The organism is Mucilaginibacter sp. PAMB04274 (assembly GCF_039634385.2).
Classification (GTDB): domain Bacteria; phylum Bacteroidota; class Bacteroidia; order Sphingobacteriales; family Sphingobacteriaceae; genus Mucilaginibacter.
In genome coordinates this window covers 1,590,473-1,606,633 of sequence record NZ_CP155081.2, presented here as the reverse complement: position 1 = coordinate 1,606,633, position 16,161 = coordinate 1,590,473, and the positions used below count along the sequence as shown (strand labels likewise).

General features: G+C 44.3%; 18 protein-coding genes. 8 read left to right on the top strand and 10 right to left on the bottom strand.

Annotated elements, in window-relative coordinates:
• Positions 1–130 precede the first annotated feature (130 nt).
• The 5 genes from ABDD95_RS06730 to ABDD95_RS06710 all read right to left on the bottom strand — a co-directional run bounded on the left by ABDD95_RS06730 (position 131) and on the right by ABDD95_RS06710 (position 3,285).
• On the bottom strand, positions 131–1,051 hold the full coding sequence (locus tag ABDD95_RS06730) for a DUF58 domain-containing protein (RefSeq protein ID WP_345951140.1): 921 nt from the start codon (positions 1,049–1,051) through the stop codon (positions 131–133).
• 72 nt (positions 1,052–1,123) lie between these two features.
• On the bottom strand, positions 1,124–1,444 hold the full coding sequence (gene trxA, locus ABDD95_RS06725) for a thioredoxin (protein WP_345951139.1): 321 nt from the start codon (positions 1,442–1,444) through the stop codon (positions 1,124–1,126).
• Positions 1,445–1,618: 174 nt separating this feature from the next.
• On the bottom strand, positions 1,619–2,176 hold the full coding sequence (locus tag ABDD95_RS06720; RefSeq protein WP_345951138.1) for a sugar O-acetyltransferase: 558 nt from the start codon (positions 2,174–2,176) through the stop codon (positions 1,619–1,621).
• An 85-nt stretch (positions 2,177–2,261) separates the two neighbouring features.
• The gene (gene gatC, locus ABDD95_RS06715; RefSeq protein WP_345951137.1) at positions 2,262–2,558 is read right to left on the bottom strand and encodes an Asp-tRNA(Asn)/Glu-tRNA(Gln) amidotransferase subunit GatC; all 297 of its coding nucleotides are present in this window, start codon (positions 2,556–2,558) and stop codon (positions 2,262–2,264) included.
• Positions 2,548–3,285, bottom strand: coding sequence for a lysophospholipid acyltransferase family protein (locus ABDD95_RS06710; RefSeq protein WP_345951136.1), 738 nt, complete (start codon positions 3,283–3,285; stop codon positions 2,548–2,550). Before ABDD95_RS06710 ends, gatC begins: the two co-directional genes overlap by 11 nt.
• Positions 3,286–3,325: 40 nt before the next feature.
• Here ABDD95_RS06710 and trpS point away from each other — a divergent pair, with 40 nt between their 5' ends.
• The 6 genes from trpS to ABDD95_RS06680 all read left to right on the top strand — a co-directional run bounded on the left by trpS (position 3,326) and on the right by ABDD95_RS06680 (position 8,812).
• Positions 3,326–4,321: a tryptophan--tRNA ligase gene (gene trpS / locus ABDD95_RS06705; protein ID WP_345951135.1), complete on the top strand. Its 996-nt coding sequence runs from the start codon at positions 3,326–3,328 to the stop codon at positions 4,319–4,321.
• 124 nt (positions 4,322–4,445) lie between these two features.
• Complete coding sequence (locus ABDD95_RS06700; protein WP_345951134.1) at positions 4,446–5,060, top strand: deoxynucleoside kinase; 615 nt, start codon at positions 4,446–4,448, stop codon at positions 5,058–5,060.
• Positions 5,061–5,135: 75 nt separating this feature from the next.
• A complete protein-coding gene (kdsB, locus tag ABDD95_RS06695; RefSeq protein ID WP_345951133.1) occupies positions 5,136–5,873 on the top strand; it encodes a 3-deoxy-manno-octulosonate cytidylyltransferase in 738 nt (245 codons plus the stop codon).
• Positions 5,874–6,002: 129 nt separating this feature from the next.
• Positions 6,003–6,626, top strand: a complete 624-nt coding sequence (locus tag ABDD95_RS06690; RefSeq protein ID WP_345951132.1) for a hypothetical protein — start codon at positions 6,003–6,005, stop codon at positions 6,624–6,626.
• A gap of 95 nt (positions 6,627–6,721) precedes the next feature.
• Positions 6,722–8,059, top strand: a complete 1,338-nt coding sequence (locus ABDD95_RS06685; protein WP_345951131.1) for a peptidoglycan DD-metalloendopeptidase family protein — start codon at positions 6,722–6,724, stop codon at positions 8,057–8,059.
• Between the two features lie 66 nt (positions 8,060–8,125).
• Positions 8,126–8,812 carry a hypothetical protein gene (locus ABDD95_RS06680; protein ID WP_345951130.1) on the top strand — a complete coding sequence of 229 codons (687 nt, stop codon included), beginning with the start codon at positions 8,126–8,128 and terminating at the stop codon, positions 8,810–8,812.
• 12 nt (positions 8,813–8,824) lie between these two features.
• Here the strand turns inward: ABDD95_RS06680 and ABDD95_RS06675 are convergent, their stop codons facing one another.
• Entirely contained in the window at positions 8,825–10,717 is a 1,893-nt protein-coding gene (locus tag ABDD95_RS06675) for an ATP-dependent DNA helicase RecQ (RefSeq protein WP_345951129.1), read from the bottom strand.
• Positions 10,718–10,959: 242 nt separating this feature from the next.
• Here ABDD95_RS06675 and ABDD95_RS06670 point away from each other — a divergent pair, with 242 nt between their 5' ends.
• Positions 10,960–11,391, top strand: a complete 432-nt coding sequence (locus ABDD95_RS06670; RefSeq protein WP_345951128.1) for a hypothetical protein — start codon at positions 10,960–10,962, stop codon at positions 11,389–11,391.
• On the opposite strand, the gene ABDD95_RS06665 is transcribed toward ABDD95_RS06670, so the two are convergent.
• A complete protein-coding gene (locus ABDD95_RS06665; RefSeq protein WP_345951127.1) occupies positions 11,388–11,771 on the bottom strand; it encodes a hypothetical protein in 384 nt (127 codons plus the stop codon). The two genes, ABDD95_RS06670 and ABDD95_RS06665, sit on opposite strands and share 4 nt — an antisense overlap.
• 203 nt (positions 11,772–11,974) lie before the next feature.
• On the opposite strand from ABDD95_RS06665, the gene ABDD95_RS06660 reads away from it, so the two are divergent.
• The gene (locus tag ABDD95_RS06660) at positions 11,975–12,262 is read left to right on the top strand and encodes a hypothetical protein (protein ID WP_345951126.1); all 288 of its coding nucleotides are present in this window, start codon (positions 11,975–11,977) and stop codon (positions 12,260–12,262) included.
• Between the two features lie 208 nt (positions 12,263–12,470).
• On the opposite strand, the gene ABDD95_RS06655 is transcribed toward ABDD95_RS06660, so the two are convergent.
• The 3 genes from ABDD95_RS06655 to proS form a co-directional block, all read right to left on the bottom strand.
• Positions 12,471–13,328 carry a TIGR02757 family protein gene (locus tag ABDD95_RS06655; RefSeq protein WP_345951125.1) on the bottom strand — a complete coding sequence of 286 codons (858 nt, stop codon included), beginning with the start codon at positions 13,326–13,328 and terminating at the stop codon, positions 12,471–12,473.
• A 100-nt stretch (positions 13,329–13,428) separates the two neighbouring features.
• A complete protein-coding gene (locus ABDD95_RS06650) occupies positions 13,429–14,568 on the bottom strand; it encodes a cystathionine gamma-synthase (protein WP_345951124.1) in 1,140 nt (379 codons plus the stop codon).
• A gap of 90 nt (positions 14,569–14,658) precedes the next feature.
• Positions 14,659–16,131, bottom strand: a complete 1,473-nt coding sequence (gene proS / locus ABDD95_RS06645) for a proline--tRNA ligase (RefSeq protein WP_345951123.1) — start codon at positions 16,129–16,131, stop codon at positions 14,659–14,661.
• Positions 16,132–16,161 lie beyond the last annotated feature (30 nt).

Here is a 16,161-nt window from a genome sequence, read left to right as displayed (position 1 = left end):
AACTTAACGCAACAAATTTAATACCCGGCTCTTACAAAAAAGCTGGTTTAACATCTTATCTAAAGCAAATTATATTCACTATAGTTTTAGGTTTTTGAAATATTAGTGCTTACGCATTGGCGCTACGCGTTCAAATCACCTTGTTACGCTTCACCAGATAAGCTTTCAGCAGGTGATTATATCCTTCGTCAATATTAGCATCAACCAGCTCTACCTGGTATTGCGCACACTTCAGTTCGAGTTCATGCCGGTATTGGTTAAGGGCCTGGCGATAGCTTTCGCGTACCCTGCCCGGATGCACCTTCACTTCCTGCCCGCTTTCCATATCTACAAAATGGTGTGGTCGGTTATCAAAGTCAAAATCAAGCTCGTGCCGCCGGTCATTTACGTTAAATATGATTACCTCATGTTTGTTGTATTTAAGGTGCTGCAATGCAGCAAACAGGTCCTGGCTTTTGTTGGCATCCATGCTGTTCCCTAGCATGTCGCTAAAAATTATAATCATGGAACGCTGATGCACATCCTCAGCAATGTGGTGTATTACATTGCTCAGATTGGTTTGCGTACTTTGCCTGGGCTGATTGTAAGCTTTCTCCAATTCCGCAAACAGGTAATACATATGTGTGGAGGTAGAACGGGCCGCGCTCAACCAGTCAATCTTGTCAGCAAACAAACCCAGCCCAAAGGCATCGCGCTGTTTTTTGAACAGGTACATTAACGAGGCAATGGCATATACTGAAAACTGCAGTTTGCTTAACCCTTTTTCCGGAAAATTCATAGATGATGAGGTATCCAGCAATAGGTAGCTACGCAGATTAGTTTCTTCCTCAAATTGCTTCACAAACAATTTATCGGTTTTCGCAAAAAGTTTCCAATCAATATTCTTAACCGATTCGCCGCTGTTATACAAACGGTGTTCGGCAAACTCTACAGAAAAACCATGAAACGGACTTTGGTGCAAACCAGTAATGAAGCCCTCCACCACCTGGCGGGCCAGCAACTCGAGGTTGGCTAACTGACGGATCTCCTGATTATTATTTAGCTGGGCCATTGCAACTAAAGTAAATAAAAAAAGCGCTACCGCTTTAAGGTAACGCTTTTTTTATATGATTATAAACCGGGCTTAGGCCAGTTGTTTAGCCAGTTTATCGGTTAATACTGATTTAGGCACTGCACCAATTTGTTTATCTACGATCTCACCGTTTTTAAAGAACAGCAAGGCGGGGATATTACGGATGCCGAACTTCATGGACACACCGGGGTTATTGTCTACGTTTACTTTTCCTACAATGGCCTGACCATCATATTCTTTAGCAATCTCTTCAACTACGGGGCCTACCATACGACAAGGACCACACCACTCTGCCCAAAAGTCAACTAAAACTGGTTTATCTGATTTTAACACTAATTCTTCGAAGTTAGCGTCAGTAATTTCTACAGCCATGATTTCTATTGTTTATGTTTTAACAAATATATAATAATCAAATAGCTTGCCACAAGTGATGCATGACAAAGTGACAAACAGATTATGTTCCTTTAAAGCAGTTAGTATTTAGCCACTTTAGGTACAGCCTAAGCGCATATAGTTTAGCACGTCTAAAAGCCTAATGATAGTTTGTTACTTCTTTAAGCTCCTGATTACCTTAGCCGGGTTGCCTACTGCTAAAGAGTCATCCGGGATATCTTTGGTAACAATCGAACCTGCGCCTACAACACAGCGATTCCCGATAGTAACACCCGGGCAAATAATAGCGCCGCCACCTATCCAGCAGTCATCACCTATGGTAACAGGTTCGGCATTCTCTTTACTCCGGCGAAACTCGGCATCCAGCGGGTGCGTAGCGGTATAAATTTGTACGCCCGGTGCACAAAACACGTTCGAGCCTAACTTCACCTCCATTACATCAAGCACTACGCAGTTAACATTGAAGTACACATTCTCACCACAAGTTATATTATAACCATAATCACAATGAAAGGGAGGCTCAATGTAAAGGCTTGCCGGTGCATTAGGAATGAGTTTAGCCAAAATAGCTTTGGTTTTATCACTCACTACATACTCCGTAACATTAAGCTGATGCAGCAGGCGCTTGCAGTCGGTACGTTCTTGTAAAAGTTGGGGATCATTGGCCAGGTAATACTCGCCCGACAGCATTTTTTCTTTTTCGGTCTTCATAAAATTTTGATAAGTACCAAAGGTCACGCTCGTTACTTCCGAATACATCTGCACATCTATAACCGTACATTGTACTTTGTGATCGTTACTTTTTCTGCTCAATAACCTTAGCTACCAAAAAGTGCTTGCCGTCTTGCTGAGGGGCGTTTAGCAGCGCTTCGTCGTGCGTTATTTCTTGCTTTACCACATCCTCGCGCAAAGTATTTACTTCGTCGGTCATGTAAATCAGGGGCTCTACGTTTTCCGTATCAACCTCATTTAGCTTAGCCATAAAGTCCAGAATCTTGTTCATGTCGGTCATGAGTGTCTCGGTTTCTTGCTCATTCACTTCGAGCCTGGCCAGGTGAGCTATTTTGGCAACGGTATCTTTATCAATTTGCATAGCTTTCAAATTTACGGTTTATTAAGGCATATACCTCATCGCGCAATGCATCAGCATCATCAACGGTAAGGTTAGCGGTTTCTATAGGTTTATGCACGTAAACATCACAAATACCCGGGCGGCTGCCCAGTTCCAAACCCGTGTCCCAAAGTACCTTCCAGGTGTTTAAGGATGTTACCGGTATAATGGGTACCTTATGCTCAATGGCCAGCCTGAACGGCCCGTTCTTAAACTCATGCAAACGGGGCGGGTAATCATCAGGTATCTTGCCCTCCGGAAAAATCACCATGCTCATGCCCTGCTGCAAGCGCTCGGCCGCACTTTTAAACGCCCTGAACGATGACATCTTGCTGTCTCGGTTCACCGGGATATCAATGGTTTTAAAAAATATTTTGGTCACGAGGTTTTTCAGCAACTCTTCTTTACCAATAAAACAGAAGTTACTTTTGACCAGTATGCTCATGGCCGTAATATCCAGGTTGGAGGTATGGTTTGAGCAAATGATGTAAGTTTTGCTCCAATCTAAAGGCTGCTCGAACTGGAAACGATAAAAAATACCGGCCATTGAGGAGCTGCATAAACCCCATATGCGGCGAAACACATTCATGGAGCCATAACGCTCCGGCTTACGCGAAAAGTAATAGAGAAAGGGCCATAACAAAAAATAGAAAAAAGCCACGCCATAGCGGTAAAAATGACTGTGTACTTTTCTCAATAGTTTTTTCATCGATGCCAAAAATATAAAAATTCCTTACTTTCGCCCCATTATGGAAACTGTTGTTAGTGGTATTCGTTCAACCGGTAAACTGCATTTGGGTAACTACTATGGTGCTATCCAGAATTTTATTAAAATGCAGCACGAATACAATTGCTATTTTTTTATTGCCGACTTACACTCACTCACCACACACCCTACCCCTGCCAACCTGCATGGCAACGTAAAACAGGTGTTGGTAGAGTACCTGGCCGCAGGCATCGACCCTGAACGCGCCACTATATATGTACAAAGTGATGTACCCGAAGTAGCAGAGCTATACCTGTACCTTAACATGAACGCTTACCTGGGCGAGCTGGAACGAGCCACTTCATTTAAAGATAAGGTACGCGCCAACCCCGATAACGTTAACGCTGGTTTGCTTACCTACCCAGTGTTAATGGCAGCCGATATCATCATCCATAAAGCCACCAAAGTACCTGTGGGTAAAGACCAGGAGCAACACCTGGAAATGGCCCGCACTTTTGGCAATCGTTTTAACCGTTTATATAACACCGAATATTTCCCCGAGCCTTACGCTTTTAACTACAGCAGCAACCTGGTCAAAATCCCCGGATTGGACGGTAAGGGCAAAATGGGCAAATCGGAAGGCGAAGGTAACGCTGTTTACTTGTCAGACTCTCCGGAGGTGATCCGTAAAAAGGTAATGAAAGCCGTTACCGATGCCGGCCCAACTACCGAAAACCAGGAGAAGCCATCCGAAATTCAAAACCTGTTCGACCTCATGAAGGTGGTATCAACTACGGATACGTATGAGCATTTTGATGGCTTATACAATACGATGCAAATACGTTACGGCGATTTGAAAAAGCAACTGGCCGAAGATATGATTATAGCCACAGCGCCCATTCGCGAAAAAATAAATGATATAGCCAACGACCAGGCCTACCTACGCCAGGTAGCCCGCTACGGCGCCGCTAAAGCCCGCGAAAGTGCGCAAAAAACTATTAGAGAGGTACGGGAAATTATAGGATTCAGAAACTTTTAAAGTTATTATTGAGCTGTTGGTTAATAGTTATTAATTGCCTTGTATAAAACCGCAACCATAAAATTTAGCCGCTATCTCAATTATCCTGTTAACTTAGTAACACAATAACTATTAACTTTACCAAATGCACATTGCAATTGTTGGAAATATAGGTGCGGGTAAAACTACCCTTACCAGTTTATTAGCTAAAAATTACGGTTGGGAGCCACAGTACGAGGCGGTAGATAACAACCCCTATCTGGAGGATTTTTATAAGGATATGAAGCGCTGGAGCTTTAACCTGCAGATCTACTTCCTCAACAGCCGTTTCCGCCAGATTACTGATATACAGCAGAGCCAAAAAAATATTATCCAGGACCGTACCATTTATGAAGATGCCTACATCTTTGCCGAGAACCTGCACGATATGGACCTAATGGATACCCGCGATTATGATAATTACCAATCCATTTTTGAGAATATTACATCATTCATAAACCCGCCCGACCTGCTGGTTTATCTAAAGGCCTCCATACCTAAATTGGTTAATAATATACACCGTCGTGGCCGCGAGTACGAAATTGGCATCCGGTTGGATTATTTATCTAAACTGAACGAAAAATACGAAAAATGGATATCCGGTTATAAGCTGGGCAAACTGCTTATTGTAGATATGGATAATCTCGATTTTGCCAATAACACCGAAGACCTGGCCACAATTATTGAACGCATTGAAGGCGAAATAAACGGATTGTTTTAGCCTGATAGTTGATCGGTGAGTGATTAAGCAGTTTTTAACTTCTTCTCAATTCAAACAACCAACAACTTTACTCACATGAAAATACTTGGCATTATACCTGCACGTTATGCGTCTACCCGTTTTCCGGGTAAGCCACTGGTTGATATTACCGGCAAAGTAATGATACAACGGGTGTACGAGCAGTGTGTTAAATGCGCAAGTTTGGATGAAGTTATTGTGGCTACCGATGATGTGCGCATCCTCAATCACATTCATGACTTTGGTGGCAAGGCAGTAATGACTTCTCCTGACCATCAAAGTGGTACCGACCGTTGCGCCGAAGTAGCAGCTAATCATCCCGAATATGAGATCGTCATCAACATACAGGGCGATGAGCCCTATATCGATCCGGTACAAATCAGTAAAGTAGCCGCCTGTTTTAACACTCCTGGTACACAAATAGCTACCCTCATTAAAAAGATTACGGTTGCTGCCGACCTGCATAACGCCAACTCGCCGAAGGTAATTGTGAACAAGCTGGGAGACGCCATTTACTTCTCCCGCTCGGCCGTGCCGCATATACGTGGTCAGGAGCCGGAACAGTGGTTTGAACATTTTGATTACTTCAAGCACATTGGTATTTACGGCTTCCGTTCGGAGGTGTTGCAGGCTGTAACACGTTTACCTGTTTCGTTATTAGAGAAAGCCGAAAGCCTGGAGCAATTACGCTGGATTGAAAACGGTTACCGTATTAAAGTAGCCGAAACGGAGCTAGAAACACAAGCGGTAGATACGCCTGAAGACTTGGAAAAGCTAAAACAGGCTACTAAATAATTAGCTGTCATTACGAGTGCAGAAACATTGTACTCTTACTATCCATTTTGCTACACAAGTAAAAAAGCGTTCGCCTACACCTTTTACTGTTTTTATATTTGATTATAAGCAGCAGTAAACCAACCGGTTATGGAGAATAAGAATTTACCATTAATTACTATTACGTTATCGGGCTTATTTGCCATATTAGGGACAATTGTGGGAGGCGTCGTTCAAGGGTACTGGAATGTTCAGCTCGCGGAAAGAAAATATCAGTCGGATCTGGTGTTAAAGGCTTTGGAGTCAAGTTCTGCCGAAGAACGTTTACAAACGCTTAAACTGCTTGTTCATACCAACTTAATTAAAGAATCAGACGTAAGGGATAGTGTAAGCAGGTACATACTGCAAAGCGAAAAAGACCCAGAGACCATTCCACAAATTAAACCGGCAGCAGCTCAATCTCTTGAACCGCCTATAATAAATAACGCCAGACTTTATTTACTAACAGGCAGTAAAAATAAGGCTATAGCATTTACCGACCTTAACAGCAAACTTACTTCAGCTGGTTTCAAAGTAATGGGAGCAAAAAATATCATTGATGTTGGTCGGCCCGATGCACCGGAGGTTAGGTATTTCAACATGTCTGATCAGCAACAGGCTGAAAAGATAGCAGAATTTGTAAGATTTAAATTTGATGCATCAAACTTTGCAGCCAAATACTATGTAGATGCCAAGGCAAAGCCTGGATATATAGAAATATGGCTGGGCAGGTAGCGCTATGTAAACTGATGCAAACCTGTTACTTGTACTACGTTCCATACTTTAAAACCTTTCATCATACATCAGGTTTAAGAAATTAAACTTTGGTGATGAAGAATTATTCTGCCTGTCTTTTTTTAATCTTTTTAACAGCAATGCTTTGCTGCTCTTGCAGCAAAAGAGGCCCGCTTGCGCTGTTTAACAAACTGTCGCCACATGATGCCTATGCCCAACGACTGAAAGATGCTGGATTAGAACGCTCAGCTATGGGCAGCGCCTGGTTGCAAAAAGGGCAGTTGAGCGTTAGCAATCCTTTAAACATTAGCATTCCATACAAGGAAACCGGTTATTTTTCGGCCGAAAAAATACCAGTTACTGCTTTGCGATTCGATGCCCGGCGTGGGCAAAAGCTAAATATAAGCCTAACTAAAAAGCCGCAGACCAATTTCTCCATCTATATAGATCTGCTGCAGGAACAAAGCGCGACCGAACAAAAAGTTTTAGCCTCGGCAGATACTAGCGGCCGCAGCTTGGAATACGAGGTTAAGGAGAACGGTAAATACGTATTACGCCTCCAGCCAGAATTGTTGCGCAGCGGCGAATACACCCTTACCATCACTTCCGGCCCTTCACTCAGCTTTCCGGTTTCATCAAGCGGCAAGCCGCATATAGGGAGCTTTTGGGGCGATGGGCGCGATAACGGCGGCCGACGGCACGAGGGCGTTGATATATTTGCTACCAAACACACACCAGCCATTGCTGCTGCCAATGGCACGGTAACCAAGGTCACCGAAAACACTTTGGGCGGCCTGGTAGTATTTATGCACCCCGATAACCGCGATTATACGCTGTATTATGCCCACCTGGACAAACAACTGGTGCAAGACGGACAAACTGTACGCATAGGCGACACCCTTGGGCTGGTAGGTAACACTGGTAATGCCCGCACTACACCGCCGCATCTGCACTTTGGCATTTACACTAACGGTGGGGCAATTGATCCGCTGATTTTTGTCGACCGCGAAGTAAAGTCTCCACCTCCTATCAAAGCCTCGTTAACATTGCTCAATGCCACGGCCCGTACAACCGCCCGCAACAACGCCCTACATATCGAACCGACTGACAAGGCACTTACCCGCCAATCTGTACCCATTAGCACACCACTTACTCTTGAAGCAGCCACAGACGGCTGGTACAAAGCCACCCTTCCTGACGGTACGCAGGGCTACATACAAAGCCGTAACGTAACCACAGCAACAGCTACTCTGCGCCGTATTACCCTCAATCAAGCCCGGCCGCTGTTAGATGCACCGGATAGTGCAACGGCTGCCCGTAAAGCAACCCTGGCCAACGGTACGCAGGTGGCTATCAGAGGCTCGTTCAAAAACTATTATTTAATTACTGATGATAACGAAAACACGGGCTGGATAAATATGAAAATTGAGTAGTTTTCCCTGCCCGGAGTTAATTATATATTAATAAGTTTAACCAAAAATTTGTATAGCGTTAAACTTGTGAAAAAATCTTATTTCGTAGCCTTATTCATTTTGCTACAGCTGGTTGCAAAAGGCCAGGTCATTAACCAATTTTCCAGATTTGACTTCAGCATATCCGGAGGTATCAGCAAGTCATTTACCGATGAAAGGAACTCAGATGTTGCCGTTCTTGGTTTGGCGGGCATAACTTACAACCAAACACCTTACATAAATTACGTTGCAGAGATACAAGGCGGTCAGTTTATGGGAAACAGTAACTATGCTAATTCGTTACAGAGAGATTTTAAAACTAACTATCTGGCGCCAAGTTTCAGGGTACAGTTTCAATTGGGCGAGTTTGTAGATTATAACAGCAGCAGTTTTTTAAACACTTTAAAAAATATGTATATCAGTCCGGGTATAGGCGTTATTTATACTCGATCAAACGTAAACACTATTGCTGCATCCGGTAGCAGCTATACCACAGGCTATGATAAGGTAGTTGATTATTCAATGTTTATTCCGGCTCGATTGGGTTATGAATTTAAGATCTTTGTAGAGGATGAACCATTCATGAAAATTGATGTAGGGTATCAATTCAATTATCTTATTGGCGATAAATTGGATGGTAACCTCAGCGGTAAAAGTAATGACATGTTTCACCAGCTCACACTGGGTTTTAAATTTGCTATTCCGGGAGTTACCACTTACCGTAAGCCTATTTAGGTAAAAACAGCATCAGAGGTAATAAGCTTCGCCATTGCTTTTAACCCGGCCGTTATCAAGCAACTGCCTGATCACGGTCAGTCTGTCGGCACTTTTGCCGTGTTTAAGCGAGGTAACTAGCTGTTCGAGATGCAAAGGGCCAGTGTTTAAGAGCTGCAGTATTTCTTCGGTAATTAAGCCCTGCAACTGACCAGCGTTTTGGGCCTGCTTCTCACGGCGGCAAACATCACACACGCCACATTTTGGAGCGTTCAACTCGTTGAAATATGCCAACAATTGCTGGCTACGACATTGATTGTGGGTTACATAGCCCAGCATGGCTTCCATTTTTTTGCGGTACACGGCCTTACGGTTTTCCAGGTATTGGCGGTCAATCCATAAATGGTCTGACGTTTGGCGGGGTTTAAGATAGGTAACCTGCGGTTTATCGGTTTGCGGCAGGTAGGTTAAAACACTAAAGTCATTCAGCTGCTGCATGGCATCAGTTACCTGCTGTACGCTGAGGTTAGTACGCCGGGCAATATCAAACTCGCGCATGCGGGTATAGTTCTCAAATGCGCCACCGTATGAGCGCAGCAGCGTTTTTATAAAAGGATCCCAAGCCGGGTTTTGTATCTGGAAATTATATAATTCCTCGTGCCCTATCTCAAACTGAAAACGGGAAGGAAGAAAAACGCTTTCGTTGAATGACAGGTATTCGCCCTGTTCCAAAAACTTAAGCGCATTTAAACTTTTCAAGGCATCGAGCTTAAAACGACTGCTAAAATCAGCCAAATCCAGATCAAAGCTCATACCCTCGCCAGCCCCATAGGCCAGCTGGTAATAATTGGCCAGGTAATGATATACCTGCTTAATTTCTTCTACGGTTGGAAATGCTACTTCAAATTTACGTTGCTGTTTAAGGCGGTCGTTTTCGTTATAAAACAGCACGGCGTAAGCTTTTTGCTCATCGCGCCCCGCCCTACCGGCTTCCTGATAGTAGGCTTCCAGGCTTTCGGGCAAATCTTTGTGCATTACATAACGCACATCGGGCTTGTCAATACCCATACCAAAGGCGTTAGTGGCTACTATAATACGTATATGATTGTTTTTCCACTGCTCTTGCCGGGCGGTACGCAAATCACCGCTCAGGCCTGCATGGTAATAATCGGCCGGGATGCCGTTCTCGTTAAAGAAGCGGGCCAGTTCGGTAGTTTCCTTTCGGCTGCGCACATAAACAATGCCGCTGCCATTAACACTTCGCGCCACCTCCAGCATACGGCGAAGCTTATTTTCTTCATGTTGTACCCGGTAACTTATATTCTGCCGCTCAAAGCTTTGCTGAAAAACATTGCGTTCCCTGAATAGCAGCTTATCTTGTATATCGTCCTTTACCTCGGCTGTGGCCGTCGCTGTCAGGGCCAGGATGGGCACCTTGGGGTGCAGCTGCCGCAAATCGGCCACGTGCAAATAAGGCGGACGGAAATCATATCCCCATTGTGATATGCAATGCGCCTCGTCAACCGCAATCAGGTTTACTTTCATGTACTTGATGCGTTCCCTAACCAAGTCGCTCATCAACCGTTCGGGCGAGAGATACAAGAATTTCACCGGGCCATAAATGCAGTTATCAAGTGCAATATCTACCTCGCGCTTACCCATGCCCGATACAATGGCAATAGCCTCAATACCCTTTGCCTTCAGGCCATCTACCTGGTCTTTCATCAGGGCAATTAAAGGCGAAATAACCAGGCAAATACCCTCCATAGCCAGGGCAGGCACCTGGTAGCAAACCGATTTACCCCCACCAGTGGGCAGCAAGGCCAGCGTATCGCGCCCCTGCATTACCGACTCGATAATGGGCTGCTGCAACGGCCTGAAAGCCTCATGTTTCCAGTAATGCTGTAGTATTTGCGCTATGGTCATGTTTTGGTACAGCAAGTATAACGCATTTTGAGGCTGGGTGTGTGCGGGCGAAGTAGATTTGTCGGCTTTACAGCAGGCTAATGCCCGTTAGCATACTAATTGGCAGTCTAACCCTGTGAACGGTGGCGCGGTAATTAATTTAAAACGCTTGTACCGAATTGTACTTAAAGTGCATGCCGTGGGAATTGGCTCCGGAAGCCTTATCGATAATATCAATACAAAGATATTCCTATATTCAATGCATGAAACTATTAGTTTATTTAGCAACGCTCCTATTACTAACATCAAAGTTATCTGCGCAAGTTATTGAAGCTAAAGAGGCTGCGGCAAACATTGGCCGGTATGGTTACGTGGACGGACAAGTTTACGAAATCAGAAAAATAGCGAACACTAAAACCACATTAATATATATAGGCGATCATCCCCCTAAACACCAGCTTGCAGTAATAGTAAAAGATAATACAGTTGGGTTAAAGTATTTAAAAAACTACACCTACCTGTTAGGTGAGTATGCCCGGGTACGCGGCACGTTAATTAAATATGGCGGCAAGCCGGCTATTGTACTACCTAATTGGGAAGAAGTACAGACGCTGGACTTTAAGGATGAGTCGCCAAAAAACTATTACAAAATCAGAACAGAACTTAGACAGCACCTCCGGCAGTTTGTTGATTAATGCTGCTCTAATGACAACCGCATAAATTTAAGCACCTCATCTGTCAGGTCATCTGTACTGTACATTCTGAAATGATGATTAACCTGACTTGTGCTGCCAGGTACCAAGCCAATTTTGGTGAAGCATAAATTATCGTAATAGGCTTCTTTAAAAGGAAATACTACATGTATAAAATTCTTACCTAGCTGCGTTATCCAGGCTACACGTTTATCGGGATGGCCTATGGCAATCATGGTTTTAGTAGGATGAAGCATGATGTTTCCCAGCCGTGCGTATTGCTGTACAAAGTAGTGGAACAAAGCAAGTGTCTGTTCGGATTTCCCGTTTAAAAAGGCCGCAATAAGTTCCGTATCGCCTGCAGATTGCGTAAAGTTTTGCATAATTAAATATATTGAATTTTGTCGCATCGGTTCCCTAAAGCAAGCGCTTAAACAGCTAATTAAACCTTTTTATTTCTTAATAGTCAAAAAAACGTCTATTGAAAGCAAAAAACGCTTTGTGATAGCGGTGAAGATCATACTAGTACTAGCCGATCCTGGCCCGTCATGTATTTGACGGGCCTTTTTATAAAACTAATTTAAACATGGAAATTGATTTAACGCTCAACGTACTGGAAGAGACTGTAAGCAGCTTTTTCAAAGACTTTTTTGATGAAATGGATTTACGAGCTGTTCACATTCCTACCAAGGCGGTTGTGCTTACCGCCAACCGCAAAGGATTTCAGTTCAAGCACACATTTAATTTAATGGAATGGGATGTATACTTTGGCGCCAAACTGCAATTACAGGCTCTCCGTAGCATCAGAAGCATCATAGTACGGCAAGAACAAGCCTTATTAATGGAAAAACCAAAGGTTGATGGGAACAGTTAAACGCGCAGCAGCAATTAGCTGATAAGCATTAATTCATGCTCGGTAAAACACAGATTAGTGTTCACTATGCAGACGAAATGTTCAAGGTAAAGGTCGCTTCTTTTCCCACATTAACATGGGTTTGAACGCAGCTTAAATCTAGTACCGACAAAAACCACGTGGCGAAAAATGACGGCTCCGCTTGTAAACAATCAACTACTCCTAACTCTTATAAGCCTGCCAGTATGTTATCCAGCCCCCAGCGCTCCTCTATCCCCAGTCCAAACAGTGCAAAGTCGTATTTTACCGGGTCGAGCGGGTCAAACTGGCGCAGGTGTTCGGTAAGTTCGAGAGCGGTTTGCCAGTCGGTTCGCTTGCGGGTAATGAGTTTCAGCCTGCGTGCTATACGGTCTACGTGCAAATCGCAAGGGCAAACCAGTTCTGCCGAATTGATGCGGTTCCAAATGCCAAAATCTACCCCCTGCTCGTCCTTACGTACCATCCATCGCATAAACATATTCAGCCGCTTGCAAGTCGATTTTTGCGATGGCGATGATACATGCTTCTTGGTACGGTGCGGATAATCGGGCAGCGAAAAGAAGTAAGAACGGAAATGATTGAGCATAGCTTCAGCTTCCAAGCCGGCTCCTCCCGGGTTCCCTAAAGAGAAATCATATTCGGGGCTTGGCAACTCCTGCTCTACCTTCGGGCGGCCAGGGGGTAAAAACGCATCCTCCAAGCTCTCATACTGCTTATAATGCTGTTTAAAAAAGCTTATAAAGTAAAGGGTATCAACATCGTTAAAAGTGCGGTGCTTAAAGCTGAGCAAACGTTTCAAGTCGGGCTCCTGGTGGTTGACAATGAAGTCATACGGAGCGCCATCCATCAAGGCAATCAACTCCCGGCATTTTTTAATGATGGTTACCCGCTGCCCCCAGGCCAGTGTAGCGGCCCAAAAGCCCATGATCTCGATGTCTTGCTGTAGCGTAAACTGGTGGGGGATTATAATAGGGTCGTTTTCAATAAACTCCGGCCGGTTGTACTGCGCTACTTTAGAATCGAGAAAGGCTTTGATGTCGGTAACCATGTATGGAGAGTAAAGAATAAAGAGTCAGGAATCAAGACTAAGATCCATATTGCCTAATATGACCTTAAATGTCATGCTTCCTGACTCTCTACTCTTGATTCTAGCTTAATGCGTTCTTCAAATCTTCCAGCAAATCCTCAATATCTTCTACGCCTACGCTGATGCGCAGCAGGTTATCAACTACGCCGGCAGCTTCGCGGGTTTCGCGGGGTATGGAGGCATGCGTCATGGTAGCAGGGTGATTAATGAGCGATTCCACGCCACCTAATGATTCGGCCAGTGTAAATACTTTGAAGTTAGAGGCAATTCGGAAAGTTTCCTTTAAATCGGCTCCTTTAAGCACAATAGAGATCATGCCGCCAAAATCTCGCATTTGTTTTGCGGCAATGTGATGGTTTGGATGATCGGTAAAGCCCGGCCAAAAAATGCGCTCCACCTTAGGGTGATCTTTCAAAAATTCGGCAACGGCACGACCGTTTTCGCAGTGGGCTTTCATGCGCAGGTGCAGCGTTTTAATACCACGCAGCGCCAAAAAACTATCCATTGGCCCAGGTGTAGCACCGCAAGAGTTATAGATGAACCACAAGCGTTTATACAAGTCCTCATCATTCATCATCAAAGCCCCCATAACCAGGTCAGAGTGACCGCCAATGTATTTGGTAACTGAATGCATCACCAGGTCGGCCCCTAAATCCATTGGGTTTTGCAGGTATGGCGAGGCAAAAGTATTATCAACCACCAGCATTACATTGCTGGCTTTGGCTATGCCGGCTACTTCCTGTATATCTACCACCTGCATGGTGGGGTTAGTTGGCGTTTCGATCCATATCATTTTGGTATTGGTGTTTACATACTCACTGATAATTTCAGGTTTATGCAAATTCACAAAATGGAACTTGATGCCATAGTTAGCAAATATTTTGGTAAAGATACGGTAAGAACCACCATACAAATCATTATTGGTTATTACCTCATCGCCTGGCTTTAATAGCTTCATTACCGCATCAGTAGCGCCCATGCCACTTGAAAAGGCCAGGCCGTACTTTGCATTTTCCAAGGCTGCCAGGCAATCCTCCAGCGCTTTACGCGTAGGGTTAGTACCGCGCGAATACTCGTAACCTTTATGATCGCCCGGCGCAGCCTGGGCATAGGTTGACGTTTGATAAATAGGCGTCATCACCGCACCTGTAGTTGGGTCGGGGTGCTGGCCTGCATGTATAGCTTTAGTTGCGAATTTCATAATTATGTTTTCTATACCCGGTTGTCTGCTACCTATGTTAATCTTAATATACCCAAGATACTTTCTGCAACAGGCAACCGCTAACTCAATTTAGTACGCTCTTGCAAACAACACCCTTTGGGTTGATGGCTTGCCGGTTAAAATGCATTTACCTTCTTCCTGTTTGTTGTTTAAAGGTATGCAGCGTATGGTAGCTTTAGTTTCTTCTTTTATGCGTTGCTCAGTTTCAGACGTGCCATCCCAGTGGGCAGAAAGGAAGCCGGGTTTTTCGTCAAGCAGACGTTTAAATTCTTCGTAGCTGTCAACCTCGGTGGTGTTTTCGGCTCTGAAATTAAATGCCTTTTGGTAAATATTAGCCTGAATCTCTTCCAGCAGCTTTTCAATACGGTCGGCTAAGCCTTCCTGGTTTACGGTCTCCTTGGTTTTGGTATCACGCCGTGCCAGTTCAACCGTGCTGTTCTGCATGTCGCGGCTGCCTATGGCTATACGCAACGGCACACCTTTCAGCTCATACTCGGCAAACTTAAAGCCTGGGCGTTGTGTATCGCGGTCATCAAATTTTATGGAGATACCTTTTGCACGCAACTCGGCAGTTAAACCTTTAACGTAGGTACGTATGTTCTCCAGTTCCTCATCATGCTTGTAAATAGGCACCACTACAACCTGTATAGGCGCTAATTTTGGCGGCAATACTAAACCGGCATCATCAGAATGGGTCATTACAAGCGCGCCCATTAAGCGGGTTGATACGCCCCATGAGGTGGCCCAAACATAATCGAGCTTACCTTCTTTGCTGGTGAACTTTACATCAAATGCTTTCGCAAAGTTTTGACCTAAGAAGTGTGATGTACCTGCCTGCAAAGCTTTTCCGTCTTGCATCAACGCTTCAATACAATAGGTATCTAACGCACCGGCAAAACGTTCGTTAGGTGTTTTACGGCCTTTTACTACCGGCACGCCCATCCAGTTCTCCACAAAGTCGGCATAAACCTCCAGCATTTGTTCTGTTTCGGCTACAGCTTCTTCGGCTGTGGCGTGCGCAGTATGGCCTTCCTGCCATAAAAATTCACTGGTACGTAAAAATAAACGTGTACGCATTTCCCAGCGTACCACGTTAGCCCACTGGTTAACTAAAATGGGTAAATCACGGTAAGATTGTATCCACCCACGGTAGGTATTCCAGATGATGGTTTCAGAGGTAGGACGAACAATCAGTTCTTCTTCTAATTTTGCATCCTCATCAACAATAATGTTCCCTTCACCATCGTTCTTTAACCTGTAATGTGTTACAACCGCACACTCCTTAGCAAATCCTTCCACATGGCTCGCTTCTTTTGAGAAGAAAGATTTTGGTATAAACAGCGGAAAATATGCATTGCTGTGCCCGGTATCCTTAAACATTTTATCCAACGCGGCCTGCATTTTTTCCCAAATGGAATAGCCGTATGGCTTAATGATCATGCAGCCTCTTACCGGTGAATATTCGGCAAGATCAGCTTTTATTACAAGGTCATTAAACCATTGCGAGTAATCTTCGTCTTTACTAATAATCCCCTTGCTCATATGTACTTTTGTGGAATAGATTTTGACTAT

Coding starts and splice junctions, on each gene's coding strand:
- ABDD95_RS06730 (WP_345951140.1), bottom strand. CDS start 1,051: ATGGCCCAGCTAAATAATAATCAGGAGATCCGTCAGTTAGCCAACCTC.
- trxA (WP_345951139.1), bottom strand. CDS start 1,444: ATGGCTGTAGAAATTACTGACGCTAACTTCGAAGAATTAGTGTTAAAA.
- ABDD95_RS06720 (WP_345951138.1), bottom strand. CDS start 2,176: ATGAAGACCGAAAAAGAAAAAATGCTGTCGGGCGAGTATTACCTGGCC.
- gatC (WP_345951137.1), bottom strand. CDS start 2,558: ATGCAAATTGATAAAGATACCGTTGCCAAAATAGCTCACCTGGCCAGG.
- ABDD95_RS06710 (WP_345951136.1), bottom strand. CDS start 3,285: ATGAAAAAACTATTGAGAAAAGTACACAGTCATTTTTACCGCTATGGC.
- trpS (WP_345951135.1), top strand. CDS start 3,326: ATGGAAACTGTTGTTAGTGGTATTCGTTCAACCGGTAAACTGCATTTG.
- ABDD95_RS06700 (WP_345951134.1), top strand. CDS start 4,446: ATGCACATTGCAATTGTTGGAAATATAGGTGCGGGTAAAACTACCCTT.
- kdsB (WP_345951133.1), top strand. CDS start 5,136: ATGAAAATACTTGGCATTATACCTGCACGTTATGCGTCTACCCGTTTT.
- ABDD95_RS06690 (WP_345951132.1), top strand. CDS start 6,003: ATGGAGAATAAGAATTTACCATTAATTACTATTACGTTATCGGGCTTA.
- ABDD95_RS06685 (WP_345951131.1), top strand. CDS start 6,722: ATGAAGAATTATTCTGCCTGTCTTTTTTTAATCTTTTTAACAGCAATG.
- ABDD95_RS06675 (WP_345951129.1), bottom strand. CDS start 10,717: ATGACCATAGCGCAAATACTACAGCATTACTGGAAACATGAGGCTTTC.
- ABDD95_RS06670 (WP_345951128.1), top strand. CDS start 10,960: ATGAAACTATTAGTTTATTTAGCAACGCTCCTATTACTAACATCAAAG.
- ABDD95_RS06665 (WP_345951127.1), bottom strand. CDS start 11,771: ATGCAAAACTTTACGCAATCTGCAGGCGATACGGAACTTATTGCGGCC.
- ABDD95_RS06660 (WP_345951126.1), top strand. CDS start 11,975: ATGGAAATTGATTTAACGCTCAACGTACTGGAAGAGACTGTAAGCAGC.
- ABDD95_RS06655 (WP_345951125.1), bottom strand. CDS start 13,328: ATGGTTACCGACATCAAAGCCTTTCTCGATTCTAAAGTAGCGCAGTAC.
- ABDD95_RS06650 (WP_345951124.1), bottom strand. CDS start 14,568: ATGAAATTCGCAACTAAAGCTATACATGCAGGCCAGCACCCCGACCCA.
- proS (WP_345951123.1), bottom strand. CDS start 16,131: ATGAGCAAGGGGATTATTAGTAAAGACGAAGATTACTCGCAATGGTTT.